The 26,824-nt window shown below is 72.3% G+C and carries 27 protein-coding genes, 1 tRNA gene and 1 pseudogene; 9 read left to right on the top strand and 20 right to left on the bottom strand.

Annotation, left to right across the window (positions count from 1 at the left end; all coding sequences use genetic code 11):
• Positions 1 to 141: 141 nt before the first annotated feature.
• From AOM05_RS14700 to manA, 4 genes are all read right to left on the bottom strand, one after another.
• Positions 142 to 840, bottom strand: a complete 699-nt coding sequence (locus tag AOM05_RS14700; RefSeq protein ID WP_062521569.1) for a C40 family peptidase — start codon at positions 838 to 840, stop codon at positions 142 to 144.
• Between the two features lie 171 nt (positions 841 to 1,011).
• Positions 1,012 to 1,692: a metal-dependent transcriptional regulator gene (locus AOM05_RS09350; RefSeq protein ID WP_062521571.1), complete on the bottom strand. Its 681-nt coding sequence runs from the start codon at positions 1,690 to 1,692 to the stop codon at positions 1,012 to 1,014.
• A 12-nt stretch (positions 1,693 to 1,704) separates the two neighbouring features.
• Complete coding sequence (locus AOM05_RS09355; RefSeq protein WP_062521573.1) at positions 1,705 to 3,057, bottom strand: UDP-glucose dehydrogenase family protein; 1,353 nt, start codon at positions 3,055 to 3,057, stop codon at positions 1,705 to 1,707.
• Positions 3,058 to 3,078: 21 nt separating this feature from the next.
• Positions 3,079 to 4,284, bottom strand: a complete 1,206-nt coding sequence (manA, locus tag AOM05_RS09360) for a mannose-6-phosphate isomerase, class I (protein ID WP_228373250.1) — start codon at positions 4,282 to 4,284, stop codon at positions 3,079 to 3,081.
• A gap of 40 nt (positions 4,285 to 4,324) precedes the next feature.
• Between manA and serC the strand changes: the two genes are divergently transcribed.
• Complete coding sequence (serC, locus tag AOM05_RS09365) at positions 4,325 to 5,449, top strand: phosphoserine transaminase (RefSeq protein ID WP_062521576.1); 1,125 nt, start codon at positions 4,325 to 4,327, stop codon at positions 5,447 to 5,449.
• Positions 5,446 to 6,228 (top strand): CAP domain-containing protein, encoded by a 783-nt coding sequence (locus AOM05_RS09370; protein ID WP_062521577.1) that lies wholly within the window; start codon positions 5,446 to 5,448, stop codon positions 6,226 to 6,228. Before serC ends, AOM05_RS09370 begins: the two co-directional genes overlap by 4 nt.
• Here the strand turns inward: AOM05_RS09370 and AOM05_RS09375 are convergent.
• From AOM05_RS09375 to AOM05_RS09385, 3 genes are read right to left on the bottom strand one after another with little or no spacing between them, the layout of a single operon-like run.
• Positions 6,225 to 7,397 (bottom strand): MFS transporter, encoded by a 1,173-nt coding sequence (locus AOM05_RS09375; protein ID WP_062521578.1) that lies wholly within the window; start codon positions 7,395 to 7,397, stop codon positions 6,225 to 6,227. The genes AOM05_RS09370 and AOM05_RS09375 overlap by 4 nt on opposite strands.
• Positions 7,398 to 7,425: 28 nt before the next feature.
• Positions 7,426 to 8,358, bottom strand: a complete 933-nt coding sequence (locus AOM05_RS09380) for a DUF3027 domain-containing protein (RefSeq protein ID WP_062521580.1) — start codon at positions 8,356 to 8,358, stop codon at positions 7,426 to 7,428.
• The gene (locus AOM05_RS09385; protein WP_062522007.1) at positions 8,358 to 8,738 is read right to left on the bottom strand and encodes a cold-shock protein; all 381 of its coding nucleotides are present in this window, start codon (positions 8,736 to 8,738) and stop codon (positions 8,358 to 8,360) included. Before AOM05_RS09385 ends, AOM05_RS09380 begins: the two co-directional genes overlap by 1 nt.
• Before the next feature lie 235 nt (positions 8,739 to 8,973).
• Between AOM05_RS09385 and AOM05_RS09390 the strand changes: the two genes are divergently transcribed.
• The 3 genes from AOM05_RS09390 (at position 8,974) to AOM05_RS09400 (ending at position 10,387) form a co-directional block, all read left to right on the top strand.
• Positions 8,974 to 9,684, top strand: coding sequence for an HD domain-containing protein (locus AOM05_RS09390; RefSeq protein ID WP_062521582.1), 711 nt, complete (start codon positions 8,974 to 8,976; stop codon positions 9,682 to 9,684).
• Positions 9,685 to 9,766: 82 nt separating this feature from the next.
• Positions 9,767 to 10,054 carry a WXG100 family type VII secretion target gene (locus AOM05_RS09395; protein WP_062521584.1) on the top strand — a complete coding sequence of 96 codons (288 nt, stop codon included), beginning with the start codon at positions 9,767 to 9,769 and terminating at the stop codon, positions 10,052 to 10,054.
• A gap of 66 nt (positions 10,055 to 10,120) precedes the next feature.
• On the top strand, positions 10,121 to 10,387 hold the full coding sequence (locus AOM05_RS09400; protein ID WP_062521587.1) for a DUF4031 domain-containing protein: 267 nt from the start codon (positions 10,121 to 10,123) through the stop codon (positions 10,385 to 10,387).
• 317 nt (positions 10,388 to 10,704) lie between these two features.
• Here AOM05_RS09400 and groL read toward each other — a convergent pair whose 3' ends face one another.
• From groL to AOM05_RS09415, 3 genes are all read right to left on the bottom strand, one after another.
• Positions 10,705 to 12,330 (bottom strand): chaperonin GroEL, encoded by a 1,626-nt coding sequence (gene groL / locus AOM05_RS09405; RefSeq protein ID WP_062521589.1) that lies wholly within the window; start codon positions 12,328 to 12,330, stop codon positions 10,705 to 10,707.
• A gap of 244 nt (positions 12,331 to 12,574) precedes the next feature.
• Positions 12,575 to 13,180, bottom strand: coding sequence for a LytR C-terminal domain-containing protein (locus AOM05_RS09410; RefSeq protein WP_156165132.1), 606 nt, complete (start codon positions 13,178 to 13,180; stop codon positions 12,575 to 12,577).
• 9 nt (positions 13,181 to 13,189) lie between these two features.
• Positions 13,190 to 13,462, bottom strand: a complete 273-nt coding sequence (locus AOM05_RS09415; RefSeq protein WP_062521594.1) for a DUF3263 domain-containing protein — start codon at positions 13,460 to 13,462, stop codon at positions 13,190 to 13,192.
• Positions 13,463 to 13,560: 98 nt separating this feature from the next.
• On the opposite strand from AOM05_RS09415, the gene AOM05_RS09420 reads away from it, so the two are divergent.
• Positions 13,561 to 14,256, top strand: a complete 696-nt coding sequence (locus tag AOM05_RS09420; RefSeq protein ID WP_062521596.1) for a uracil-DNA glycosylase — start codon at positions 13,561 to 13,563, stop codon at positions 14,254 to 14,256.
• A gap of 202 nt (positions 14,257 to 14,458) precedes the next feature.
• Here AOM05_RS09420 and AOM05_RS09425 read toward each other — a convergent pair.
• From AOM05_RS09425 to AOM05_RS09440, 4 genes are all read right to left on the bottom strand, one after another.
• Positions 14,459 to 14,534: transfer RNA gene (locus AOM05_RS09425), tRNA-Thr, on the bottom strand.
• A 120-nt stretch (positions 14,535 to 14,654) separates the two neighbouring features.
• Positions 14,655 to 15,458 (bottom strand): DsbA family protein, encoded by an 804-nt coding sequence (locus AOM05_RS09430; RefSeq protein WP_062521598.1) that lies wholly within the window; start codon positions 15,456 to 15,458, stop codon positions 14,655 to 14,657.
• Positions 15,459 to 15,509: 51 nt separating this feature from the next.
• Complete coding sequence (locus AOM05_RS09435; RefSeq protein WP_062521599.1) at positions 15,510 to 16,019, bottom strand: MauE/DoxX family redox-associated membrane protein; 510 nt, start codon at positions 16,017 to 16,019, stop codon at positions 15,510 to 15,512.
• Between the two features lie 111 nt (positions 16,020 to 16,130).
• Positions 16,131 to 17,729, bottom strand: a complete 1,599-nt coding sequence (locus AOM05_RS09440) for a serine/threonine-protein kinase (protein ID WP_062521602.1) — start codon at positions 17,727 to 17,729, stop codon at positions 16,131 to 16,133.
• A gap of 188 nt (positions 17,730 to 17,917) precedes the next feature.
• On the opposite strand from AOM05_RS09440, the gene AOM05_RS09445 reads away from it, so the two are divergent.
• Positions 17,918 to 19,084: an ABC transporter ATP-binding protein gene (locus AOM05_RS09445; RefSeq protein WP_062521604.1), complete on the top strand. Its 1,167-nt coding sequence runs from the start codon at positions 17,918 to 17,920 to the stop codon at positions 19,082 to 19,084.
• Between the two features lie 222 nt (positions 19,085 to 19,306).
• Positions 19,307 to 20,503, top strand: a pseudogene (locus AOM05_RS09450) (DUF4032 domain-containing protein); the annotation flags it as partial.
• A gap of 415 nt (positions 20,504 to 20,918) precedes the next feature.
• On the opposite strand, the gene rlmB reads toward AOM05_RS09450, so the two are convergent.
• The 5 genes from rlmB to AOM05_RS09475 form a co-directional block, all read right to left on the bottom strand.
• On the bottom strand, positions 20,919 to 21,881 hold the full coding sequence (gene rlmB, locus AOM05_RS09455; protein WP_062521606.1) for a 23S rRNA (guanosine(2251)-2'-O)-methyltransferase RlmB: 963 nt from the start codon (positions 21,879 to 21,881) through the stop codon (positions 20,919 to 20,921).
• A gap of 36 nt (positions 21,882 to 21,917) precedes the next feature.
• Positions 21,918 to 23,342 (bottom strand): cysteine--tRNA ligase, encoded by a 1,425-nt coding sequence (gene cysS / locus AOM05_RS09460; protein WP_062521608.1) that lies wholly within the window; start codon positions 23,340 to 23,342, stop codon positions 21,918 to 21,920.
• Positions 23,343 to 23,560: 218 nt separating this feature from the next.
• Entirely contained in the window at positions 23,561 to 24,034 is a 474-nt protein-coding gene (gene ispF, locus AOM05_RS09465) for a 2-C-methyl-D-erythritol 2,4-cyclodiphosphate synthase (RefSeq protein ID WP_062521609.1), read from the bottom strand.
• Entirely contained in the window at positions 24,031 to 24,717 is a 687-nt protein-coding gene (locus tag AOM05_RS09470; protein ID WP_156165133.1) for an IspD/TarI family cytidylyltransferase, read from the bottom strand. The genes ispF and AOM05_RS09470 overlap by 4 nt, the downstream gene beginning before the upstream one ends.
• Positions 24,714 to 25,196, bottom strand: a complete 483-nt coding sequence (locus AOM05_RS09475; protein ID WP_062292602.1) for a CarD family transcriptional regulator — start codon at positions 25,194 to 25,196, stop codon at positions 24,714 to 24,716. The genes AOM05_RS09470 and AOM05_RS09475 overlap by 4 nt, the downstream gene beginning before the upstream one ends.
• A gap of 219 nt (positions 25,197 to 25,415) precedes the next feature.
• On the opposite strand from AOM05_RS09475, the gene AOM05_RS09480 reads away from it, so the two are divergent.
• Positions 25,416 to 25,880 (top strand): hypothetical protein, encoded by a 465-nt coding sequence (locus AOM05_RS09480; protein WP_062521613.1) that lies wholly within the window; start codon positions 25,416 to 25,418, stop codon positions 25,878 to 25,880.
• Positions 25,881 to 26,029: 149 nt separating this feature from the next.
• Here the strand turns inward: AOM05_RS09480 and pstB are convergent, their stop codons facing one another.
• On the bottom strand, positions 26,030 to 26,809 hold the full coding sequence (gene pstB / locus AOM05_RS09485) for a phosphate ABC transporter ATP-binding protein PstB (RefSeq protein ID WP_062521615.1): 780 nt from the start codon (positions 26,807 to 26,809) through the stop codon (positions 26,030 to 26,032).
• Positions 26,810 to 26,824: the final 15 nt, after the last annotated feature.

Consider the following 26,824-nt stretch of genomic DNA (forward strand, 5'->3'; position numbering starts at 1 on the left):
AGCGTCAATTGATCAGATCGTGAAGATCGAGGACGGTTTCTCTGCGCGATCCGATCAGCGGAGCGCGCAGGCCCCTGTACACGACGAAGGCCGCCGCTCCGAATGGAGCGGCGGCCTTCGCGACGCGCGGAGCGCGATCGATCAGGTGACGCGGACGTACGTGGCGCCGGTCTGCCAGATCCCACGGAACTGGATGGTGGTGCCGGGGGTCGCGGCGTCGATCTGCAGGTTCGGACCCGCGTAGATGGCGACGTGGCCCGGGGTGACGATGATGTCGCCCGGCTGCGGGGTCGAGACCTGGGTGCCGACCGAGTAGTACGAGCCCGACGAGCGCGGCAGCGAGATGCCGAGCTGGCCGAAGACGTAGGACACGAAGCCGGAGCAGTCGAAGCCCGACGGGGTCGAGCCGCCCGAGACGTAGGGCACGCCCACGTACTTCGACGCCTCGGCGATCACGGCGGAGCCGGAGATCGCGGCCTGGACGTCGGCCGAGGGGGTGGTGGTCTGGACGCTGGAGACCTCGGTCGCGGCGGAGTCGGTGGACTCGTACACCTCGGTGGTGGTCTCCTCGACCACCACGGGCTCGGGCTCCGGCGGCGGCGGGACCTTGACCTTCACGGTCGGGGTCTCGATGGTGTACGACGCCTTCTTGGCTGCCGAGGTGACCTCGGGGATGTCCGCGACGTCGTTGCTGTAGGCGGTGTAGGCCGAGGCGTCGAGCGACGTGCCGGCGACGCCGGACTCGTCGGTGACCAAGGCCGCCGCGGCAGCTCCCGTGAGGGGGACCACCACGAGGGCGGCACCGGTGGCTGCCGCCACCGCGCGCGTCCTGGCGCGCATGTATCCGTACTTCAAGTGATTTTCGTTCCTTCCGCGCCCCGTGCGCGTCGTTGTTTCTGCACCCTCAGCGCCCGCGTCATCTTCGGGCGTTTCCTCTTGTTCGGGGCGCCGTGGAGGAGATCTCCATGCCGTCTCGGCCGTTCGTTGTTATCGAAAATTTATCAAACATCCTCAGGATGGCAAGCCGAAGATGTGGCGCGCCTCATCTCGGCCAAGGACACCCCGGGTGGCACCCACCGTGATGGTGACCGTCTCGGCACCCCCCGCGAGCCCCACCGTCGCCCCTGGAAGCACCCCGTTCTCGACCATCTCGCCAAGCAGCTGGAGGTCCGCCTGCGGGTGCTCCCCGATGCGGGTGAGTGTGACCTGCGCCACACCGGCGTCCGCGAGGTCCGTCAGACGGCGCTCCCCGGGCGCGGGCGAGGGGTTCTCGACCCCCAGCTCGGCGAGTCCGGGGATGGGGTTGCCGTAGGGCGAGACGGTGGGGGTGTCGAGCACCTCGAGCAGCCTCCGCTCGACCCGCTCGGACATCACGTGCTCCCACCGGCAGGCCTCGTCGTGGACGTGCGCGAGGTCGAGCCCGATCACGTCGGTGAGCAGCCGCTCGGCGAGGCGGTGCTTGCGCATCACGCGCATCGCGCGCGCCTCGCCCTCCTCGGTGAGCTCGAGGTGACGGTCCTCGCTCACCACGACGAGCCCGTCGCGCTCCATGCGCGCGATGGTCTGCGACACCGTGGGGCCGGCGTGACCCAGGTGCTCGGCGAGGCGGGCGCGCATGGGGGTCACGCCGTCCTCGATCAGCTCGTAGATGGTCCGGAGGTACATCTCCGTGGTGTCGATGAGGTCCGTCATGGCTGGCTCCGTTCAGGCCGTCGAGGCCACCGACGCCGCGTGGCGTCCCAGTCCGATGTAGCGCCAGCCCGCGTCGATCCACTGCTGCGCGGGCAGGCAGTTGCGGCCGTCGATGACCACCTTCGCGGCTACCAGCTCCGCGACCGCGTGCGGGTCCAGCGAGCGGAACTCCTTCCACTCGGTGGCGACCACCACCACCTCGGCACCCTTGAGCGCCTCGGTGGCGGACTCGGCGAACGTCAGCGTGGGCCACACCGTGGCCGCGTTCGCCATCGCCTCGGGATCGAACACCCGCACGTCCGCACCCTCCAGGTGCAGCCGCCCCGCGACGTCCAGCGCCGGCGAGTCACGGATGTCGTCGGACTCGGGCTTGAACGCCGCTCCCAGCACCGCGACCTTGCCACCCTGCAGACGCCCGTCGAGCTCGTTCTCCACCAGCCCGATCACGTGGGAGCGACGGCGCATGTTCACGTCGTCGACCTCACGCAGGAACGTCAGCGCCTGATCCACGCCCAGCTCGCCCGCACGGGCCATGAACGCCCGGATGTCCTTGGGCAGGCAGCCCCCACCGAAGCCCAGCCCGGCACCGAGGAACTTCCGTCCGATGCGGGCGTCGTGACCGATCGCGTCCGCGAGCTCCGCCACATCCGCGCCCGTGGCCTCGCACACCTCCGCGATCGCGTTGATGAAGGAGATCTTGGTCGCCAGGAACGCGTTCGCGGACACCTTGACCAGCTCCGCGGTCGGCAGATCCGTCACCAGGAACGGCGTGTCCCTCGCGATCGCGTCGGCGTACACCTCACGCGCGACCTCCTCGATGCGGCCAGGACGGTCCTTGTCCACCCCGATCACCAGACGGTCCGGACGCAGCGTGTCCTCCACCGCGAAGCCCTCCCGCAGGAACTCCGGGTTCCACCCCAGCTGAGCGTCATCGCCTACGGGCGCGAGCTCACGCACCCGCGCCGCCAGACGCGCCGCGGTCCCCACCGGCACCGTCGACTTGCCCAGGATCACCGCAGGCCGCTCCAGCAGCGGCGCGAGGGTCTCGATCACGGAGTCCACGAACGTCATGTCAGCCGCATACGAGCCCTTCTTCTGCGGCGTGCCCACCCCGATGAAGTGCACGTCCGCGAACGCGGCAGCCTCCGCCGCATCCGTGGTGAACCGCAGCCGACCCGACTCGACATGCTTGCGCAGCAGCTCGGGCAGCCCAGGCTCGTAGAAGGGGACCTCGCCGCGCGACAACCGCTCGATCTTGGCCGGGTCGATATCGACACCGATGACCTCATGACCGAGCTCCGCCATACCGGCCGCGTGCGTGGCCCCCAGATAACCGGTACCGAAAACGGAGATACGAAGTGACATGGCCCCCAGGTTAGTGGAGGCTCAGACCGCCGATGTAGGCACTTCGACCACGAACGCCGACCCCACGGCCTCCACCACCAGGCGACCGTCCGAGTGGGGCACGAAGGCGGCCTGGCCGCGCTGCAGCGACACGGAGCCGCGCTCGCCGTGGACGGCGGCCGTGCCGTCGACGGCCAGGACGATGCGCGGGCCGGCGGGGAACGTCGCGGTGCCCCTTTCGACCATGGACAGGGAGAACTCGGCGCAGGGCGTCGGGTAGCGCGTCACGGCGCCGTCACGCTCGGCCAGGACGCGCGGCGGCGGCGTGGGCGTGCCGTCGGTGAGCTCGACCAGGAGGTCGATGTCGACCGCCTTGGGCGTGAGGCCGGCGCGCACCACGTTGTCGGAGTTCGCCATGATCTCGACGCCCACACCCGACTGGTACGAGTGGATGACGCCGGCGCCGGTGTAGCACGCCTGACCGGGCGTGAGGCGGACCACGTTGAGCGCGAGCGCGACCAGCGCGCCCGGGTCGCCGGGGAACTCGAGCGCGGCGGCGGACGCGACCGCGAGCGCCTCGGGCACGCCGGAACGGCCGCCCACCTCGATGAGCGCCTCGAGCGCGGCGGGAGCCTCGGGGTCGCGCAGCACCTTCTGCACGTACTCCCCCAGCGCGATGGTGGGCTCGGTCGCGTTCGCGAGCTCCTCGGCCCAGCGGCGCGTGCAGGGCTGGCCCAGCCACACCAGGTCCTGCGCCACGGCGTTCGCCGGGCGGAAGCCTGCGAGCAGCGTCATGGGGGTGAGCGCCACGATCATCTCGGGCTTGTGCGAGCGGTCCTTGAACGTGCGGGTGGGCGCGTCGACGGGGACGCCGCGCGCCTCCTCGTCCTTGAAGCCGGCCTCCGCCTGGTCGAGCGTCGGGTGGACCTGCAGCGACAGCGGCTTCGCGATCGCGAGGACCTTGAGCAGGTAGGGCAGGCGCTCCCAGCGCTCCGCGAGCACCGGCCCCAGCGTGGCGCCCGGGGCGCGCGCGATCAGCGCGTCGAGCCCCAGGGACTCGCCCGCGTGCAGACCCGCCTCGTCCGCGCCGTGGTGGTGCGCGGCGGTCGCGACCGCGGGGGCGGACGCGTGCGCGCCCCACCAGGCCTCAGCGACGGGGTCGCCGGAGACGGGGCGGCCGGTCAGGTCCTCGAGGACCTCGGTCATCCCCCACGCGTAGTTCTGAAGGGCAGGCTGAAGGCGGTACACGCCCGCAATGATGCCAGCAGCCCGCCACTACAGTGATGCCATGACGGACACCATCGTGATCCCCGCGGACCTGCTGCCGCGGGACGGCCGGTTCGGCTCCGGTCCCTCCAAGGTGAGCGACGCCCAGGTGAAGGCCCTGGTAGAGAGCCAGCCAGGCATCCTCGGCACGTCGCACCGCCAGGCCCCCGTCAAGGGCCTCGTGCGCGACATCCGCGCCATGCTCGGCGACCTCTACGCGCTCCCCGAGGGCTACGAGGTGATCCTCGGCAACGGCGGCTCGACCATGTTCTGGGACGCCGCCGCCTTCTCGCTGGTGCGCGAGCGGGCGCAGCACTGCGCGTTCGGCGAGTTCGGCAACAAGTTCGCGAAGGCGACGGACCTCGCGCCGCACCTCGGCGCATCGTCCATCCGCACCGCCCCCGGCGGCCAGGCGATCCTGCCCGAGGCGGAGGCCGGCATCGACGTCTACGCGTGGCCGCACAACGAGACCTCGACGGGCGTGCGCGTGCCCGTCCTCCGCCCCGCGGGCATCGGCGACGCCCTCACCGTGGTGGACGCCACCTCGGCGGCCGGCGGCGTGCCCGTCGACATCGCGCAGGCGGACGTCTACTACTTCGCGCCGCAGAAGAGCTTCGCCTCCGACGGCGGCCTGTGGTTCGCGATCGTGTCCCCCGCGGCGATCGCCCGCATCGAGGAGGTCGCGGCGTCCGGCCGCTGGATCCCCGAGTCCCTGTCGCTCAAGGTCGCGCTCGACAACTCGCGCGCCGACCAGACGCTCAACACCCCCGCGGTCGCGACGCTCGTGATGATGAAGGCGCAGCTCGAGTGGATGCTGGCGGGCGGCGGCCTGGAGTTCTCCGCGGGCCGCTCGGCGCGCTCGTCGCAGATGCTCTACGACTGGGCGGCACGCACCGAGTGGACTGAGGCCTTCGTCACAGACCCTGGCCTGCGCTCCCCCGTGGTTGCGACCATCGATCTGCACCAGCGCGTCGACAGCGCCGAGCTCCGCCGGCACCTCCGCGCTCAAGGGGTTGTCGATATCGACCCGTACAGGAAGCTCGGCAGGAACCAGATCCGTGTGGGCGTCTACCCCGCCGTGGATCCGGAGGACGTGGAGCGCCTGGTGCGGTCCCTGGACTACCTCGTGGAGAGATTGCTGACATGACCGAAGAGCAGGATGTGCTGGAGCGCAGCCGCCGACGTCGTCGTCACGCTCCGGCCATCCTGCTCGGCGGGCTGCCGGTGATCGTGGCGTCCACCGCCCTCGCCGGCGCGTACCTCTTCGTCCCCGCCGCGCCGTCCTACGCGCAGGCCGCCTTCCCCGAGACGCCCGCGTCGGCCGCGCCCGTGGCCTCGATCCGCGCCGCCGCCACCGCCGAGCCGGCCTCCGACCTCCACCGCGTGCGCGTCACCGTGCCCAAGCCGGAGCCCACGCCCGAGCCGGCCCCCGCATCGTCCACCGGGACCGTCCCCACCACCGTGCAGGGGGACGATGCGCCGGTCGCCTCCGCGCCGTCCGTGGACTTCGCGGCGTATTGCGCGAGCCCGCAGGCACCGTCGAGCGCGTCGAGCGTGAGCGGCCTGCTGGCGGCGACGAACGCCGAGCGCGCCAAGGCGGGCATCGCTCCGCTGACGTGGGCGTCGGACCTCGCGGCCGCGGCGACGTCCTGGTCGCAGCAGATGGCCGCGCGGGACTCCGCGACCGACGCGGTGGCGGACGCGCTGTCGCACAACCCCGGCCGCCCGGGAGCCGAGAACGTGGGCGTGGTCTACCGCTCGCCCGGCATGGCCGAGTTCTCCGCGATGGCCACGCTGCACTCGGGCTGGGTGTACTCGTACGGCCACTGCGCGAACCTCATGAACCCCGCGTACACGCAGATGGGCGCCGGCGCCGCGACCACCGCGGACGGCACCACCTGGTACGCGACGGAGAACTTCCGCTAGTCGGATTCGTGGGCGTGCGCGGGGCGGCCGCGCGGCACCCACGCGAGGAAGCCCCCGGTGGTGGCGAGCCCGATCCCGCCGACCGCGAAGAACCCCACCGGCAGCGCCACCAGCGCGCCGAGCGAGACCAGCGCGGGCCCCAGCAGCCCGCCGATGTCCTGCAGGATCATCCAGATGCCGGTGAACACGGCGCGCCCGCGCTCGGGCGCGACGTCCGCGCCGAGGGTCATGATGAGCGCGGAGCCCCACCCGTTGCCGATCCCGAGGATCAGCGCCGCGGCGGTGACCTGTACGACGCCCTCGGTGAACGGCAGAGCGATGAACCCGGCTGCGAGCAGCAGCGAGGACGGGATCGCGGTCCACAGGCGTCCACGGCGGTCCATCGCGATCCCGGCGGGATAGAAGAGGAGCATGTCGATCCCCGCGGAGATCGAGAAGATCAGCGTCGCGACCTCCGGGCTCAGGCCCACGTGCGTGGCCCACAGCGGGATCACGGCGATGCGCGCCTGCCGCAGCGCGCCCGTCGCGACCACCGTGAGGCCCAGCGTCGACAGGACGTGGCGCTGCTCGCGGGCGACCTGCAGGAGCGGGGCGCGATGTCTGGGACGGACGATGCGCCGGTCGCCGCGCATCCCGAACGCCGCCAGGGCGATCATCGCCGCGAGCACGCAGGCCGCGCCGAACCAGTAGGTCGCGTCGAGCCCCATCGCGGCGATGAGGGCGGCGCCGATCAGCGGGCCAGCGAAGTTCGAGACGCGCCACACGCCGGCGAGCGTGGTGAGCGAGCGGGCGACCACCTCGGGTGCGACCACGCCGAGGATCTGGTCCTGCCGGGCCACGTGATACGAGGCGTGCCCGAGCCCGACCAGCACCGCGCCGGCCATGAACACCGCCAGGTTGGGCGCGACGGCCGCGGTGATCGAGCCGATCGCGAGCACGCCGAGGGTCACCAGCGCCGCGTGTGCCGAGCCGATGCGGTGGGCCAGCCCGCCGCCCACGGCGGAGCCGGGCATGCGGCCCAGCTGGTAGGCGACCACGGCGAGCGAGGCGAACGTGGCCGTGTGGCCCATCGCGGCCACGCTGAGCGCGAGCACGGGCAGCATGGCGCCGATGCCGAGCTCGGCGAGGAGGGTGGGGACGTAGACGCGCGCGGCGAGCGCGCGTGCCACGCGTCGGGGGGACGCCGGTGCGGGCGCCTCAGTCAGCCTGGGGCTCCCGGACCTCTTCCTCGGCGGGCGCGTCCTCGACCGGGGCGTCCTCGCTTGAAGCCTCGGCGACCGGGGCCTCGGCGACGTCCTCCGCGGGGGTCTCCGGCGCATCGTCCACCGAGGTCTCCTCGGCGACGTGCTCGGGGGTCTCCTCAGCGGCCGCCTCGGGCTCCGGCTCCGGGTCGGGCTCCACGGGAGTGGCGACCTCGTTCTCGAAGACGGGGTCCGAGTCGGGCCACTGGGTGGCGCCGCGCTCGGTGTCGGTCTCGGAGTGCGCGCCGCAGCCGTGGTCGACGCTCACCACGCGGCCGTCGTCGGGCGACCACTCGTTCGAGCAGGCGCCGAACCGCAGGCGCATCGAGCCGGTGAGCGGGATGAAGAAGGCACAGGTCGAGCACGGCGAGGCGGACGCCATCGCGGCGGCCGCGGTGGGGCCGTGGGAGCCGCGGTACCAGCGGTCGGCGACGTCGGCGCGGCCGTCGGGGCCGAGCACGCGGGGACGGCCCAGGCCGAGCTCCCAGTTGGCGATCGCGTCCTCGTCCTCGGCGCCGGTGGACTCGTAGCCCTGGACCAGGCGCGCGTCGTCGGGGATGTACGGCAGCACCATCGAGGGCTCAAGGTCGCCGGGGCGGATGCGGTCCGCCCACGGCACCCAGGCGGGCGCCAGCAGCGCGTCGTCGGCGGGGACCAGGTGCGCCTCGCACACCGTGGCGACCTTCTGGCGCGGCGCGCGCGACAGCGTCACGGACCACACCCAGCCGCGGTAGCCCGGCATGGTGCAGGCGAACAGGTGGGTGACCAGGCGGTCCTCGTTGACGACGGTGCTGAGGTGGTCGCCCACCATGAAATCGTCGCCCGCCGTCTCGACGGCGGCGTCCCTGGCGAGGTCCACGGCCTCGACGAGCACGGCGTCCTTGGCCATCAGACGTCCAGCTGGTCCGCGACGGCCCGCAGCACGGCGGCGACCGGCTTGGCCTTGGCGGGCTCGGGGTAGCGACCCTTGCGCAGGGTGTTCGAGACGCCGTCGAGCATCTTGATGAGGTCCTCGACGATCACGGTCATCTCATCCGCGGGCTTGCGCATGTTCGCGGCGATCGACGGCGCGGACTCGAGCACGCTGACGTTGAGGGCGGACGGGCCGCGGCGGCCGTCGGCCACCGAGTACTCGACCTTGGCGCCCGGCTTCACGGTGGTGCCGGCGGGCAGGGCCGATGCGTGGAGGAAGACCTCCGAGCCGTCCTCGCTCGCGATGAATCCGAACCCCTTGTCGGAGTCGAACCACTTCACCTTTCCAGTGGGCACATCTACCTCGTTCGTCATGCGGACACCGCGGATCGATGCCCCGCACGATTCTAGCCGGACCCGGCGACACCCGACCGAAGCGCGCACCGCATCGTCCCCCCTGGGGCCCGCCGGGCCCCTCGCCGGCCGCGCGGACGCCCCACGAATCGGGAGCGTTCCCAGCGGGTCTTTGCGCAGGGGCGGGTGATGTGGGCAGACTGGAGGGGTTGGGAACCCGGAACCAGTCGGAGTGTGTATGCCCACGGCCACGACGCCAGCCTGGCTGCTGCCGGCCTTCGTAAGGGAGGCGGTCGCGGTGGGAGCGACCGTACCCGAGGAGCAGATCGCCGAATCCGGCGCCCGCCTGCTCCAGCGTTGGCAGAACCCCGCCCGGCGCTTCCACGACGTGCGGCACCTGGTCGAGCTCCTCACCCGGGTCGACGAGCTCCAGCAGGAGACCCGCCTGCCCCACTGCGTGCGGCTCGCCGCCTGGTATCACGGCGCGGTGTTCTCCTCCGACTCGGAGGCGGCGTACGCGAACCGCGGCGGCGAGGACGAGGACGCGAGCGCCGAGTACGCCCGCATGGAGCTGCGCGACCTGGGCGTGCCCGACATCAAGATCGACGCCGTCGCGACCATGGTGAAGGGGTTGTCGCGCCACTCGGCGACGCCGGACACCCCCGACGCGCAGGTGCTCTCCGACGCCGACCTCGCGATCCTCGCGGCGGACCCGCAGCGCTACAAGACGTACCTCGCGGACGTGCGCGAGGAGTACGCGGAGGTCCCCGACGACCGGTTCATGCTGAGCCGGCGCGCGATCGTCGGCAAGCTGCTGTCGCGGCCCCGGCTCTACACCACGCCGCTCGGCGCCACGTGGGAGGCGCAGGCGCGCCAGAACCTCGCCGCCGAGGCGGCCCGCCTCGACAAGAAGATCGCGGCGATGTCCCCGGCCACCGACGCCGGCTGAGTTATCCCCCGTTCCCGGAAGGGACGATGCGCGGGCTGAGGGGCCCTACCTAGCCTCGATGCACCGACATCGAGGGGGAATCATGCAGTATCACGTCGACGCGGCCGAGGTCTCGGCCGCCTCCGCCCGCGCGGGACGCTCCGCCGAGGCGATCCGTGCGGAGGTCGCGGGGCTCATGGCGCAGCTGGTGGCGCTCGACACCACGTGGCAGGGCACCGCCGCGGCGGCGTTCGCGGACGTGCGCGAGCAGTGGCGGGGCGCGCAGGCGCACGTCGAGAGCGCGCTGGACGCGATCACGGGCGCGCTGGCGCATGCGGCGCAGTCGTACGAGGAGGCGGAGGCGACGGCGTCGCGGCTGTTCTCGCGGTAGGCGGTGGGCCGCGCGGTGGGGCCGCGCGGGCCGCGGGCGCGGGCGCGGGCGGCCTACGCTCGGGGGATGATCCTCATCGACCCGCCGCTGTGGCCCGCGCACGGCCGCGTGTGGGGTCACCTGGTCTCGGACTCGTCGTTGGCGGAGCTCCATGACTTCGCGGCGCGTGCCGGGATGCCCGAGCGGGCGTTCGACCGCGACCACTACGACTACCCGGTTGAGCGGCGCGCGGAGCTGGTCGCGCTCGGCGCCGTCGAGGTGTCGACGCGGGAGCTCATCACGCGGCTGCGCGCCTCGGGGCTGCGGGTGACGGCGGCGCAGCGGCGCGGGTGAGGCGCTCCCCGGCGGATTGATCCGATCGTGCAGATCCGCGCGGTCTTTTCTGCTCCGCCCTATCAGTTCGCCGAGCGCGCGCCACGCCTGCCCCATCTGACCCCGCCCGCCCCGTCGAAAGCCAATGACGCTTGTGAAGGGTGGGACGCGCATCGTCCCCTGTGACAGTCACATCCTTCACGCGAGAACACCCGTGTCACATCCGCCATTGGAACTCGACGCCGCCGCGTCCACCCCAGGCACAGCAGAAGACCCCCTCCCCCGGCGCGAACCGGGGAAGGGGGCCTTCGATGCAGCTGAACCGCTGAGGGCCGGGCTTAGAAGCCCATGCCGCCCATGTCCGGGCCGCCGGCCGGCATGGCCGGCTCGGGCTCGGGCTTGTCGGCGACGACGGCCTCGGTGGTGAGGAACAGCGCGGCGATCGACGCGGCGTTCTGCAGAGCCGAGCGGGTCACCTTGACCGGGTCGTTGACGCCCGCGGCGAGCAGGTCGACGTACTCGCCGGTCGCGGCGTTGAGGCCGAAGTGGACCGGGAGGCCCTTGACCTTCTCCACGACGACGCCGCCCTCGAGGCCGGCGTTGATCGCGATCTGGCGCAGGGGCGCGGTGATCGCGGCCTCGACGATGCGGGCACCGGTGGCCTCGTCACCCTCGAGCTCGAGCTCGGCGAACGCCTTGGTACCGGCCTGGATGAGGGCGACGCCACCACCGGCGACGATGCCCTCCTCGACGGCGGCCTTCGCGTTGCGGACGGCGTCCTCGATGCGGTGCTTGCGCTCCTTGAGCTCGACCTCGGTGGCCGCGCCCGCCTTGATGACGGCGACGCCGCCGGCGAGCTTGGCGAGGCGCTCCTGGAGCTTCTCGCGGTCGTAGTCCGAGTCCGAGTTGTCGATCTCGGCGCGGATCTGACGGACCCGGCCCTCGAGCTGCTCGGGCGCGCCCGCACCCTCGACGATCGTGGTCTCGTCCTTGGTCACGACGACCTTGCGCGCCTGACCGAGGAGCTCGAGGCCCGCGTTGTCGAGCGAGAGGCCGACCGACTCCGAGATCACGGTGCCGCCGGTGAGGATCGCCATGTCCTGCAGCATCGCCTTGCGGCGGTCGCCGAAGCCGGGCGCCTTGACGGCGACGGCCTTGAAGGTGCCGCGGATCTTGTTGACCACGAGGGTCGCGAGGGCCTCGGACTCGACGTCCTCCGCGATGATCGCGAGGGGCTTGCCGGTCTGCATGACCTTCTCGAGCACGGGGACCAGGTCCTTGACGGACGCGATCTTCGACTCGACGAGCAGCACGTAGGCGTCCTCGAGGACGGCCTCCTGGCGCTCCGGGTCGGTGACGAAGTAGGCCGAGAGGAAGCCCTTGTCGAAGCGCATGCCCTCGGTCAGCTCGAGCTCGAGGCCCAGAGCCGAGGACTCCTCGACGGTGATGACGCCCTCCTTGCCGACCTTGTCCATCGCCTCGGCGATGAGCTCGCCGATCGCGGGGTCGCCGGCGGAGATGCCAGCGGTCGCGGCGATCTCGTCCTTGGTCTCGACCTCCTTGGCCGCGTCGAGCAGCTCGGCGGTCACGGCCTCGACGGCCTTCTCGATGCCCTTCTTGAGGGCGATCGGGTTCGCGCCGGCCGCGACGTTGCGCAGACCCTGCTGCACGAGCGCCTGCGCGAGCACGGTCGCGGTGGTGGTGCCGTCACCGGCGACGTCGTCGGTCTTCTTGGCGACCTCCTTGACGAGCTCCGCGCCGATCTTCTCGAAGGGCTCCTCGAGCTCGATCTCCTTGGCGATGGACACACCATCGTTGGTGATCGTGGGGGCGCCCCACTTCTTCTCGAGCACGACGTTGCGACCCTTGGGTCCAAGGGTGACCTTGACGGCGTCGGCGAGGGCGTTCATGCCCCGCTCCATGCCGCGGCGGGCCTCCTCATCGAAGGCAATGATCTTTGCCATGGGGGTAGTACCTCTTCCGATGGATGTCGGTCCCCCACCGCCCGCGACGGACGGTGCGCGGCCCGGCGTTCCTGTCACGCCGCACCCCGCACCTCGGCGGAGAACCCTAGGTCTCTTAGCACTCGGACACGCCGAGTGCTAACGCCGATTCTGGCACTCTCCCCCGTCGAGTGCAAACGCCCTGGAGGCCTTTCGCCGAGGGCGAGAACCGCATCGTCCCCCTACCAAGGGACGATGCGCGGGCTCACTGAGTGACGATCTGCGCCTCGATGTCGGCGAGGGTCTCGGTATCGCCGAACTGGACGGTGTCGATGCCGAGCAGGTCCGCGACCTCCTGGGCGGTGTCCGCGCGCTCCTCGCTGTCGTAGATGACCACGTTGGAGGCGGGCGAGCCGGTGAGGTTGGCGGCGCTGACGTCGGTGAAGCCGGCGTCGGTCAGCACGGCGGCGTCCTCGGCGGCGAGGCCGGAGATGCCGGTGCCGTTGAGGACCGCGATCGGGGCGTCGTAAGAGATCACAGGCTCCGGCGACGGAGTGACGGACGGCTCGGGCGAGGCAGTTTCGCTCGGCTCCGGGGAGGCGGCCTCGGAGGCGGTCTCCGACGGCTCGGGCGTCGCGCTCTCGCTGGTCTCGACGGTGGCGGTCGCGGACGGCGAGGCGCTCGCCTCCGAGCCGTCGCCCGTGCTCCACAGGAACTTCGCGACGCCGAACGCGGCGAGGCCGGCGACCACGAACACCACGACGGGCACCACCAGGATGGTCCACCACGGGCGCGGCGCGCGGTGCACGCCGACCGGGCCGGAGCCCTCGGCGATCTCGTCGAACTCGTCTCGCGGATACTCGTCGGTCACGGCCATACCCTACCGTTCCAGTGGCGTACGTCCTCGGCGACGCGTCGCGCGGGTGCGGCGCAGGCGCTGGACCAGGACCGGGTCGTGCGCGAGGGCCGCGGGGGTGTCGATCAGGGCGTTGAGCACCTGGTAGTACTGCGTCGCGGACAGCCCGAAGCGGTCGCGCACGGCGTCCTCCTTGGCGCCCGCGAAGCGCCACCACGTGCCCTCGAAGGCGAGGATGTCCGCATCGCGCTCGCTCAGCGCGGGCTGCTCGACCGCGTGTGCCGCGCCGGCGTCCATCCGTCCTCCTTCCCGTGGCTTCCCCGTGGGTGGGACCAGCGTAAGTGCGCGCGAGGGCCGTCCCGACCAGGCGCTCCGGGGCTCGCTAGGGTGGCGCCGTGGATGTCGACTGGCGGACCGGCGTGGCCGCGGACTGGGCGGAGGCGCTGGCGCCGGCGGGCCCGGCGCTCGACGCCGCGCTCGCGTCCCTGGACGGCTCGGAGTTCCTCCCGCCGCGCGCGCAGGTGCTGCGGGCGTTCGCCGCGCCGCTCGCCGACGTGCGGGTGCTCCTGGTGGGCCAGGACCCCTACCCCACGCCGGGCGACGCGGTGGGGCTGAGCTTCTCGGTCGCGCCGGGCCGACCGATGCCGCGGTCCCTGCGCAACATCGCGGCTGAGCTGGCCGCGGACACCGGCGAGGAGCTGGGCTCCGGCGACCTGTCGGGGTGGGCGTCACAGGGGGTCCTGCTGCTCAACCGCGTGCTGACCGTCGCGCCCGGCGAGGCGGGCTCGCATCGCGGCCGGGGCTGGGAGCAGGTGACGGCGCGCGCGATCGAGGCGCTGGCCGCGCGCGGCGGGCCGCTGGTCGCGGTGCTGTGGGGGCGCGAGGCGCAGTCGCTCGCGCCGCTGCTCGGGGACGTGCCGGTGATCGCGAGCGCGCACCCCTCGCCGCTGAGCGCCCGCCGCGGGTTCTTCGGGTCGCGGCCGTTCTCGCGCGTGAACGCGCTGCTGGAGGAGCAGGGCGCGGCGCCCATCCGCTGGAGCACGGAGCCGGACGTGGGGCTCAGCGCGGGACCGCCGGCCGCGCTCTTCTGAGTTCTCTGACCGGGCCCCGTTCCTGCGGGACACTCACCGTGCTTTCTGGGCTCGACGTGCGTCGCACGGGACAGCGGCTCGGTCCGCGCTCCCGACCATCCCGGTCGGCTGTCCCGCCCGACGCACAGACCTCAGAAAAAGCACGGTGAGTGTCCCGGCGAGTGAGGGAGCCGGGCGGGAGCACGCGTGTGCCCGGCGGAAGTGGAGCTGGCAGCGGGACTCGAACCCGCAACCTTCGCTTTACAAGAGCGCTGCGCTACCGATTGCGCCATGCCAGCCTGCGGCGGCCAGGATACCGGCCGCGCCCGGCGCCCCACACACGCCCCCGCACGCACGAGCGCCGCACCATCCCCGAGGGGACGATGCGGCGCTCGCCTCACGCACGCGAGTGACGCGGGTTACGAACCCAGGCTCTCCAGGTAGGCCTTGAGCGAGCCCTCGGTGAAGTAGTCGACGTCCTCGAGGATCGCGCCGTCGGCGAACTCGCCGGACTCGGACACGCGCACCGTCGGGGTGCCCTGCATGCCGTCCACCGACGCCTGCTGGGTCGCGGCGGTCGCCCACTTCTTGAAGTCGTCGTCCGCCAGGTTCGCGGCCACGCCCTCGGTCACGCCCACGGCGATCGCGAGGTCCGCGATCTCCTCGTCCGACAGGCCCGTGGAGTTCTCCTCGGGCTGGTTGGCGAACATGGTCGCGACGAAGTCGTGGAACTGCTCGGGGGCCTGGTCCGCGACCACGCCGGCCGCGCCGGCCGCACGGGTCGAGAACTCGGTGCCGGAGGAGTACCGGTCGAGGATCGAGATCGGGTGGTAGTACAGCGAGATGTCGCCGGCCTCGCGGAGCTCGTCGAGGTCCTCGGCGTTGATCGCCTCGAACGTGCCGCAGATGGGGCACATGAAGTCGAGGTAGATGTCGACGCGCGGCACGTCGGTGGGGACGGCCTCGCCGACCACGCCGGTGGTGCCCACGGGGATGCCGCCGGTCGCGTCGGCCGCCGCGGGGGCGGTCGCGCCGTCCGAGCCGAGCTCGGGCACCTTGCTCTGGTTCACGATGAAGAAGATGAGCGCCCCGAACAGCGCCAGACCCACCACGGAGCCCGCGACGATCATCATCGTGGTCTTGCGCTCCTGGGCGCGCACCTGCGCCTGGGCCTTGGCCTTCGCCGCCGCTCGCGCGTCGGGCTTGGGGGTCTTGCTCGCCATCGATCTCTCCAGGGGGTCGTCGGGGTACGGCAGAAATCTACTCGACAGCCGTCAGGCTGCCTTCATCCACTCGTCGGCGGAGAACTTGGACCGCGGCCAGATCAGCAGGTACGTGCCGAGGAGCACGAACCCGGCGCGTTCGAGCATGTGCAGCGGGTAGTTGGTGGTGCCCTCGGCGACCTCGCCGCCGCCGCCGAAGCAGCCGCAGTCGATCGACAGCCCGTGCGTCCATGCCCAGATCACGCCGATCACGAACCCTGCCATCATCAGCAGCCACACGATCGCGGAGATCCGCGTGAACAGGCCCGCGAGCAGGAACACCGCGAGGATCAGCTCGACGAACGGCAGCATGGTGCCCACGAACGGCACCACCGCCTCCGGCAGGATCCGGTACGCGCGCACCGCGATGATCGACTGCGGGATGTCCAGCATCTTCGGGATCGCGGCCGCGATGAGGGTGCCCGCCATCGACAGGCGCACCAGCAGGCTCAGCCACGGCTGGACGGTGTCCCAGCGCCGCGCGGGCGCCTCGGTCTCGGACTCGACAGCCTCGCTGGTCACATCGTTCTCCTCAGTCTCGCGCACGCTCACGGTATCGCTCGCGCCGCGCTCCGCCTGCCCGCCCAACGTCCCGGTACCCGCGGTTGTTCCGGAAGGGGACGATGCGGTGGCTCAGGCTCCCTGGACGGGCGCCTCGGCGAGGGGCCACCACCACGTCTCGGCTCCCACCCACAGGGCGATCACGCACACCAGCATCGCGGTCACCGCGACCAGCGCCCACGCCACCCGCAGCCCGCCGGTCGGGGTCACCGCGGCCGCCATGCGGTGCGCGCCCTGACGCGTGCCGGACATGTAGGGGCCGAACGCGAGGATCAGCTCCGCGACCAGCATGCCCGCGCACAGCGCGAGCGCGTCCTCGATGTCCGTGCCGGCGACGTCGAGCACGCCCGCGTCGATCAGCTGCCACGCCGCGAGCGTCAGGCCCGCGCCCAGCACGGCGGCCATCAGCACCGCGGGCACGGACTCACCGGCCGCACGGAGCACGTGCCACGGCAGCCCGATGGTCTGCACCACGGTGTCCGTGGTGCGGCGCCGGCCGCGCTTGACCACGGCGGCCTCGAGCGCGACGGCGCGGCGGTATACGCCGCGCGCGAGGATCGCGACGCCCACCATCACCAGGAACGTCACGATCGGCGCGAGCGGCGCGGCCACCACCACCACGGCGCCCGCGAGCGCGAGCAGCCAGCGGCGGCGGGGGGCCACGGGACACGCCTCGAGCTCCTCGGACTCAGGCGCCTCCTCGTCCTCCCCCGGCCCGCCCTCCCACGGGAGGTCGGGTACCCAGTCGTCCCGCGCATCGTCCACCGGCATCTCCCCGCTGGGAAGCACGGTGGTCGCGTCGGGGTCCTCCCACGGGCGCTCCATGACGGCGGTGGGCGCGACGGCGGTCGGGGCGATCGTGGTGGCGGGCAGCGTGGGCATGATCGCGGTCGCTCCGCGCAGCGCGGCCACCACGTCGCGCATGCCGGGGCGGGCGCGGACGTCGCGGCCGAGCGCGGCGCGGAGCGCGTCGGCGCCGGGCACGTCGGGCAGGGTGAGGTCGCCCTCGAGGGTGCGCGAGATCGCGCCCGCGCCCGAGCCGAACGGGCCGTGGCCGGTCATCGCGAAGGCGACGGTCGCGGCCCAGGACCAGCGGTCGGCGGCGACGCCGGGGTCCGCGCCGTCGATCACCTCGGGCGCCACGTAACCGGGGGTGCCGCTCACCAGGCCCTCGCGGGTGAGGCGCGAGTCGTCGGTCCGGTGCGCGAGCCCGAAGTCGATGAGCACGGGACCGGCGGGGCTCATCATCACGTTGGACGGGGTGACGTCGCGGTGGACCACACCGGCGGCGTGCACCGCCTCGAGCGCGGAGGCGGTGCGGTCCGCGAAGGACGCGAGCGCGTCGCCCGCGAGCGGTCCGTGACGCTGGATGTGGTCGAACAGGGTCTGCCCGGGCACGAACTCGAAGACCACGAACGTCTCGTCCTCGTCGAGCTCGGCGTCGAGGATGTGCGGCACCGCGGGGTGGCGCAGCGACTGCAGGGCACGGACCTCGCGGGCCAGGCGCGCCGCGGCGACCTCGTCCTCGCGGGCGTCGACCAGCTTGAGGGCGGCCTCGTGGCCCGCCTCGTCGGCCACGCGGTAGACCGAGCCCGAGCCGCCGGCGCCCAGGCGCCCCAGGACGCGATAGCCGCCGACGATGTCACCCACCTCGCGCCGAAGCCCCGCCATGCGCCCAACCTACCTGGCGCATCGTCCCGTCCGCGGCTCCCGGCGGTCGCCAGGGGTGCCGGGTCCCGAGCCGGATGTGCCATGATGGGCGGGCCGGGCACCTGCCTGGCGTGTCAATGTGGACACACAACGGCACACTTCACTACGGATCGTCCGGCACGTACCTGCCGGTGAAGGAGAACACGGCCATGGCCACCGTTACCTATGACAAGGCGTCGCGGATCTACCCCGGCACCGAGCGTCCCGCTGTCGACGCGCTCGACCTGCAGATCGCCGATGGCGAGTTCCTGGTCCTCGTCGGCCCCTCCGGCTGCGGAAAGTCCACCTCGCTGCGCATGCTCGCCGGCCTCGAGGACGTCGACAAGGGCTCCATCTACGTGGGCGACCGCGACGTCACGCACGTCCAGCCCAAGGACCGCGACATCGCGATGGTGTTCCAGTCCTACGCGCTGTACCCGCACATGACCGTCGCCGACAACATGGGCTTCGCCCTCAAGATCGCCAAGGTCGACAAGGCCACCATCCGCGAGCGCGTCGAGGCCGCCGCGAAGATCCTGGACCTCACCGAGTACCTCGACCGCAAGCCGAAGGCCCTCTCCGGTGGTCAGCGTCAGCGCGTCGCCATGGGTCGCGCGATCGTCCGTCAGCCGCAGGTGTTCCTCATGGACGAGCCGCTGTCGAACCTCGACGCCAAGCTGCGCGTCCAGACCCGTACCCAGATCGCCGCGCTGCAGCGTCGCCTGGGCACCACCACGGTGTACGTGACCCACGACCAGGTCGAGGCACTCACCATGGGTGACCGCATCGCGGTCCTCAAGGACGGCCTCCTCCAGCAGGTCGGCACGCCGCGCGAGATGTACGACACCCCGGCGAACGTGTTCGTCGCGGGCTTCATCGGCTCGCCGGCGATGAACCTCTCGACCTTCCAGGTCCACGACGGCTTCGCCCACGTGGGCCCCGCCAAGGTGCAGCTCGAGCGCGAGACCGTCGCCAACATGACCGAGGCCGACAAGGGCGACGTGGTCCTCGGCTTCCGCCCCGAGTCGCTCGACCGTGTCGCCCCGAACACCGAGGGCGCCATCCCGGTCGAGGTCAACGTGGTGGAGGAGCTCGGCTCGGACGCGTTCGTCTACGGCCAGCTGCCGGCAAGCCTCGCGCACGACCCGTCGGGCGACGCCGTCAACAACCAGGGCCAGGTCATCGTCCGCGTCGACCCCCGCGACGTCCCCGGCAAGGGCGACACCGTGTGGGTCACCATCCGCCCGGGCGAGCAGCACGTGTTCTCGGCCGCCACGCAGCAGCGCATCTCGACGCACCCGGTACAGACCGCCGCGTCGCGTTCGCTCGCGAACTAGTCCGCGCTCCTGAAGGGCGGTCCCGGCTTCGGCCGGGGCCGCCCTTCGGCTTTCCCTGGCGAGACGCCCCCGTGCACCTCTCCACACGCGAGCGGCCCTGAAACGTTCCATGCGAACGCTCGCCGCGCATCGTCCCAGGTTGTCGGTGGAGGAGTGCACGTTCCGTGTGGAGAGGTGCACGCGTCGCACCAAGTCCCGGGGGCCGCTCGCTACGCTGGACCCATGCCGCACATCACCGGGGCCGCCGATCCTGCTCTGATGGAGCTGCCGTGGGACATCCCGCTGTCCGCGTGGCCCGAGGAGCGCATCGCCGCCCTCCCGCGCGGACTGTCGAGGCACGTGGTGAGGTTCGTGCGGCACGGCGCGAACGTGCTCGCGGTCAAGGAGACCAACCGCGAGATCGCGTACCGCGAGTTCCAGATGCTGCGCGAGCTCGAGCGCATGGAGGCGCCGTGCGTGCACGCCGTCGCGGTGGTGACGCAGCGGCGCACGCCCGGCGGCGAGGAGCTGTCCGCCGCGCTGGTGACGGAGCACCTCGCGTTCTCGCTGCCCTACCGCGCGCTGTTCTCCACCGCGCTGCGCAAGGGCACGCTCAACCGCCTCATCGACGCGCTGTCGGTGCTGCTGGTCCGCCTGCATCTCAACGGCTTCTACTGGGGCGACGTGTCGCTGTCGAACGCGCTGTTCCGCCGCGACGCGTCCGAGTTCAGCGCGTACCTGGTGGACGCCGAGACCGGCGACCTGCACGAGCGCCTCACCGACGGTCAGCGCGGCTACGACCTCGAGATCGCGACCACCAACATCATCGGCGAGATCCTGGACCTGCAGGCCAACGAGGACCTCGACGAGGGGATCGACCCGTTCGCGATCGGCGACCGGCTCACCTCGAAGTACGAGCGCCTCTGGGCCGCCCTCACCGAGACGGAGACGTTCGATGCGAACGTGCCGTTCAAGGTCGCGGAGCGCGTGCGCGAGCTCAACGAGCTGGGCTTCGATGTGGGCGAGCTCGACATGCTCTCCACCCCCGACGGCCAGGGCCTGCGCATCCGCCCCAAGGTGGTGGACGCAGGCTTCCACTCGCGCCGCCTCATGCGCCTCACCGGCCTCGACGTGCAGGAGAACCAGGCACGACGCCTGCTCAACGACCTCGACGAGTTCCGCGCCGTGCGCGCCGGTCACTACGACGACGAGGCCTTCGCCGCCCACGAGTGGCTCACCACCATCTTCGAGCCGACGGTGCGCGCGGTGCCGCGCGAGCTGCGCGGCAAGCTCGAGCCGGCGCAGGTGTTCCACGAGGTGCTCGACCACCGCTGGTACCTCGCCGAGTCGGCGGGCCAGGACGTGCCGATGCCCGTCGCGACCGCCTCGTACGTGAAGAACGTGCTGCCGCTGCGCCCCGACGAGCGCGCGGTGCTGGGCCGCTCGCTCGCGGAGATGACCGCCGAGCTGCCGGCGCTCACCGACGAGGTGGGCACCGAGTTCGTGCCGCGCGACCCGTTCGAGAACGACAACACGTACGCGTGGGGCGAGGTCCCCGCCCCCGAGCCGGGCACCACCCCGCCGCCCTCGGTCCGCCGCGAGTCCACGCGCGTCCCCGCCCCCGAGCGCTCGCCCCTGTCGGGCGAGATCGAGGAGCGCAAGCGCCGGGCGCACGATGCGGCGGTCGCCGAGGAGGACGAGGCGGCGGCCTCGGAGGAGGCCGGGTTCTAGGGGCCCGCGGGCACTCCTCCACGCGCGCGGGGCGCTCCTCCACCCACGAGATCCGATGTGAACGGGCACATGCCCGCGAAGGCCGGCCCAGGCATCGTCCCGCGTGGATAGGTGCCCAGCAGGACTACGCGGTGAGCGCCTTCGACGCCTCGTAGAGCGCGATCGAGGCCGCGACGGAGGCGTTGAGGCTCTCCGTGGTCGCGGCGATGGGGATGGAGACGATCTGGTCGCAGGTCTCGCGCACCAGGCGGGACAGGCCCTCGCCTTCCGCGCCGACCACGATCACGAGCGGCCCGTCGAGCAGGCTCGAGGCGTGCAGGTCGACCTCGCCGTCGCCGGCGAGACCCAGCACGAACAGCCCGGCCTTCTTGTACTCCTCGAGCGTGCGCACCATGTTGGTGGCGCGCGCGACGGGGATGCGCGACGCGGCGCCCGCGGACACCTTCCAGGCGGCCACCGTCATGCCGGCGGCGCGGCGCTCGGGGATGAGCACGCCGGACGCGCCGAACGCGGCCGCCGAGCGCACGATCGCGCCCAGGTTGCGCGGGTCCTGGATGCCGTCGAGCGCGATGATGCGCACCGGCGCGGGGGCCTCGAGCAGGTCGGACGGGTGCGCGTACTCGTACGGCGGCACCTCGAGCGCGACGCCCTGGTGAGGCGAGCCGTCCGCGAGCGCGTCGAGCGTGGCCTTGGTGACCTCGCGGACGGCGACGCCCTGCTCGACGGCGAGGGAGACGATCTCGGTGACGCGGTCGTCCGCGTCGATCCGGTTGAACACGCTCAGCAGGGTCGCGCTCATGCCCTCGCGCAGCGCCTCGAGCACGCTGTTGCGGCCGACCACGAGGTCGACGGCGCGCGACGTGCGGTCGCGCGGGGTGCTGCGGGCCGCGGACTGGGGCCGCTTGGCGGCCTCCTTCTCGGCGCGCACCTTGGCCTTGTACGCCTTGTGGTTGGGCCGCTCCTCCGCCTTGGGGGTGGGGCCCTTGCCCTCGAGCGCCTTGCGGCCGTGGCCGCCGGTGCCGACCTTCGCGCCCTTCTTGGATCCCGCAGTTCGGGTCGCGCCGCGGCGCTTCGAGTTACCAGCCATGGTCACAAGGGTACGGGCCCCGGGGCGCGGCGGGGCTCAGGCGTCCGCGGCGAGCGACCAGCGGGCGCCGTCGGCGGCGTCCGCGATCACGATCCCCGCGCCGGCCAGCCGGTCGCGGATCGCGTCGGCGGTGCCCCAGTCCTTCGCGGCGCGGGCCGCGGCGCGCGCCTCGATGTCGGCCTTCACCAGGAAGTCGAGCGCGCCCATCGCGGAGCTCGAGGCCCCGGCCTTCTCCCCCGCCCACTCGGGCGCGGCGGGGTCCAGCCCCAGGACGTCGAGCATCGCCCGAGCCGCCAGGAGCGCGGAGGCGACCGCCGCATCGTCCCCCGCGGTGAGCGCGGCGTTGCCGGCGCGGACCGTCTCGTGGATGACCGCGAGGGCGCGCGGGACGCCCAGGTCGTCGTCCATGGCCTCGACGAACGCGTCGGGCAGCGCCGGCTCCGCGACCGCGGCGGCGGGCACGGCGCCCACCTTCTCAGACGCTCGCGCCACGAAGCTCTGGAAGCGCGCCCACTGCGCGGACGCCTCGTCGAGCGTCGACGGCGAGTACTCGAGCATCGAGCGGTAGTGCACGGCGGCGAGCGCGAGGCGCAGCGCGGCGGGCTCGTGGGCGGCGAGCACCTCGGAGACCAGCAGGCCGTTGCCCAGCGACTTCGACATCTTCGCGCCCGACTGCGTCACCCACGCCGAGTGCATCCACAGGTGCGCGAAGCCGTAGCCGGCCGCGCGGGACTGCGCCTGCTCGTTCTCGTGGTGCGGGAAGCGCAGGTCGAGGCCGCCGCCGTGGATGTCGAACTCGTCGCCCAGGTAGCGCTGCGACATCGCCGAGCACTCGATGTGCCAGCCCGGACGCCCCGGCCCCCACGGCGAGTCCCACGACGCGGTGTCGGGCTCGCCGTCCTTGCGGGCCTTCCACAGCGCGAAGTCGTGGGGGTCGCGCTTGTCCTCGGTGGGCGAGTCGGTCGCGGGCGAGAGGTCGTCGAGCGCCTGGCGGGTGAGGGCGCCGTAGCCCGCGTACGAGCGCACGTCGAAGTAGACCGAGCCGCCGTTCTCGTAGGCGTGGCCCGCGTCGATGAGCCGCTGCACCAGCGCCACGATCTCCGGGATGTGCCCCGTCGCGCGCGGCTCCGCGGCCGGCGGCTTGACGCCCACCGCGGCGTACGCGGCCTGGAACTCGCGCTCGTGCTTGAGCGCCCAGGCCCACCACTCCCAGCCGGCGTCGGCGGCCTTGGCGAGCGTCTTGTCGTCGATGTCGGTGACGTTGCGCACCAGGGTCACCTGGTAGCCGGACCGCTCGAGCCAGCGCTGCAGCACGTCGAACGCGACGGCGCTGCGCAGATGGCCGACGTGCGGCGCGCTCTGCACCGTGGGACCGCACAGGTAGATGCCCACCTTGCCGGGGGTGAGCGGCGCGAAGGCGCGCTCGTCGCGGGTGGCGGTGTCGTACAGGTGCAGGGTCACGCGCCCAGGCTACCGGTCGGGTGCCTGGAGGGACGATGCGATGGTCCCGTTCGCGCCGCGCCTCGGCTTCCGGGACGCTCACCGTGCTTTTTGAGGTGCTCCTGTCTCCTGCGGGACGCTCGGCCCAGCGCGCTCCTGGAGGGCTGTCCCGCCCGGCGCGGCGGGCGCCGAAAGAGCACGGTGAGTGTCCCGCCCGGTGAAGGGGGCGAGGCGCGGTGTCAGCCCGCGACGATCAGCGCCGTCGCGATGGCCGCGATGCCCTCGCCGCGGCCCGTCAACCCCAGGCCGTCGGTGGTGGTGCCGGCCACGGTCACGGGAGCGCCGCACGCGGCGGACAGCGCGGCCTCGGCCTCCGCGCGCCGCGGCGCGAGCTTGGGCCGGTTGCCGATCACCTGCACCGCCACGTTGCCGATCACGAACCCGGCATCGCGCACCAGCCGCGCGGACTCCGCGAGCAGCGCGACGCCGGCCGCTCCCGCCCACTCGGGACGCGAGGTGCCGAAGTTCGAGCCCAGGTCCCCGAGCCCGGCGGCGGACAGCAGCGCGTCGCACGCGGCGTGCGCGGCGACGTCCGCGTCCGAGTGACCCTCGAGACCCGGCTCGCCCGGCCACTCGAGGCCCGCCACCATGAGCGGCCGCGAGCCGCCGAACGCGTGCACGTCCACGCCGATCCCGGTCCGGGGCAGGTTCACACCGTCTCCTCTGCGCGCGCGGACTCCGCCGCGATGTGCTCGGCGAGCGCGAGGTCGCCGCCGTGGGTGATCTTGACGCCCCACTCGTGGCCGTCGACGGCCACCACGCGGTAGCCCAGGGAGCGCGCGAGGGTCGCGTCGTCGGTCGCCGCAGAGCCGCCGCGCGCGTGCGCGTCCAGCAGCACGGACGCGCGGAACGCCTGCGGGGTCTGCACCACGCGGAAGCCGGCGCGGTCAACGGGATCGCCCAGCGCGCCGTCGGCAGCGGGCGCGGTCACCAGGGTGTCCACCACGGGGACCACGGGGATGGCGCCGTCCGCGCCCTCCTCCACCGCCGCGGCGACCGCGCGCATCACGGACGCGGGCTGGAAGGCGCGCGCAGCATCGTGCACCAGGACCACGTCGGACGCGGCCGGCGCGAGGGCCGCGAGGCCCGCGGCCACGGACCCCTGGCGGGAGTCCGCGCCGGGGACGATGCGCGCGTCCAGACCCGCGAGGACGCTCGCGAAGGCGTCCACGTGGGTGGGCGGCGCCGTCACCACCACGCGCGAGGCGACGGCCAGCGCGCGGCGCACGGCGTGCACCACGAGCGGCTCGCCCGCGACGCGCACCAGCGCCTTGGGAAGGTCGGAACCCAGCCGGGTCCCGTAGCCGGCGGCCGTGACCACGGCCGCGACGGTCACGAGGCGAGGACCTCGTCGAGACGGGCCTCCGCGGCCTGCTCGTCGCACTTCTCGGCGAGCGCGAGCTCCGAGACGAGAATCTGGCGCGCCTTGTGCAGCATGCGCTTCTCGCCGGCGGACAGGCCCTTGTCGGTGTCGCGGCGGGACAGGTCGCGGACCACCTCGGCCACGCGGATCACGTCGCCCGAGGCGAGCTTCTCGACGTTGGCCTTGTAGCGGCGCGACCAGTTGGTGGGCTCCTCGATGTAGGGCTCGCGCAGGACGCCGAACACCTTCTCCAGGCCCGCCTGGTCGACGACGTCGCGGACTCCCACCAGGTCGACGTTCTCGGCCGGCACCTCGATGGTCAGGTCACCCTGCGCCACCTTCAGCTTGAGGTAGGTCTTCTCCTCGCCGCGGATGATGCGCTTCTTGATGTCCTGGATCTGGGCCGCCCCATGGTGGGGGTAGACGACGGTCTCGCCAACGACGAAGTTCATGGTGGAGTAATCCCCTTCTCGACGGAACTCCATTCTACCATTTGGCATTTCCCCAATAACAGGCGCATTTCGCCTGGCAGTGGGCCGATGGTCCCCGAAACGGCGTTTTGGCGGCATTGCATGCCACAAATGGCGCCCCGCGGCCTCCCGCGCGCGGTGGCCGCGCGTCACGGCGAGCCACTATCCTTCCAGTGACTGTCACCCCGGAAAGGTCCCGCCGTGAAGCACCCCGTTCGCGTCCTCTCGCTCGCCGCCGCCGTCGCCCTCGCGACGGCGGGCTGCTCCGCCGTCAACCCGATCACCACGCAGCAGGCGTACGACGCCTCCGACGGCGTCAGCATCGAGGTGGGCGACGTGAAGGGCCTCAACCTCCTGGTCATCACCGAAGGCGAGGGCGAGGCGGCCGTGCTGATCGGCTCGCTGCACAACTACGGCGAGGAGCCCGTCGAGGTCTCCGTGGGGCTGGGCACCGGCGAGGCCGTGGCCGTCGAGGTCCCCGCGGGCAAGAGCGTCAAGCTCGGCGGCGAGGAGGGCGAGACGCACGTCACCGGCGTCGCCTCCGGCGCGCCCGGCGGCATCCAGGACGTGGTGCTGACCTCCGAGGAGGCCGGCACGGTCACCGACACGGTGCCCGTCCTCGACGGCACGCTCCCGGAGTACGAGCCGGAGCTCGACTCGCTGTAGCCCGGCGGCGCGCGCGCCCCTCCACACGGAAGGCGCACCCGTCCACACAACGGAACCAGCGCATAGTCCCGTACCAGGGATGATGCACGGAAGCGGGGCCGACGCACACGCGTCGGCCCCGCTTCCGTGTGGAGAGGTGTCTCAGCAGGTCATCCGAAGCGGCCCGAGATGTAGTCCTCGGTGGCCTTCTCCGACGGGGTGGAGAACATGGTCGGGGTGTCGTTCATCTCGATGAGCTTGCCCGGCTTGCCGGTGCCCGCGATGTTGAAGAACGCGGTGCGGTCGGAGACGCGCGCGGCCTGCTGCATGTTGTGGGTCACGATCACGATCGTGTACTCGGTCTTGAGCTCCTGGATGAGGTCCTCGATCGCGAGGGTCGAGATGGGGTCCAGGGCGGAGCAGGGCTCGTCCATGAGGAGCACGTCGGGCTTGATCGCGATCGCACGGGCGATGCACAGGCGCTGCTGCTGGCCGCCGGAGAGCGAGGAGCCGGGCTTGTCGAGGCGGTCCTTGACCTCCTCCCACAGGTTCGCGCCGCGCAGCGAGGCCTCGACCAGGTCGTCGGCGTCGGCGCGGGAGATGCGCTTGTTGTTGAGCTTGACGCCCGCAAGCACGTTCTCCGCGATCGACATGGTGGGGAACGGGTTGGGGCGCTGGAACACCATGCCCACGTGGCGGCGCACCGTCACGGGGTCCACGGCGTCGGCGTAGAGGTTGACGCCGTCCATGAGGACCTCGCCCTCGACGCGCGCGCCGGGGATGACCTCGTGCATGCGGTTGAGCGTGCGGAGGAAGGTCGACTTGCCGCAGCCCGACGGGCCGATGAACGCGGTGACCGACTTGGGCTCGATCGCGAGCGACACGTCCTCCACCGCAAGGAAGTTGCTGTAGTAGACGTTGAGGTTGTTGACGTCGATGCGCTTGGACACTGGAGCTCCGGTTCT

Origin of the sequence: Demequina silvatica, from assembly GCF_000971215.1 — a bacterium.
GTDB lineage: Bacteria > Actinomycetota > Actinomycetes > Actinomycetales > Demequinaceae > Demequina > Demequina silvatica.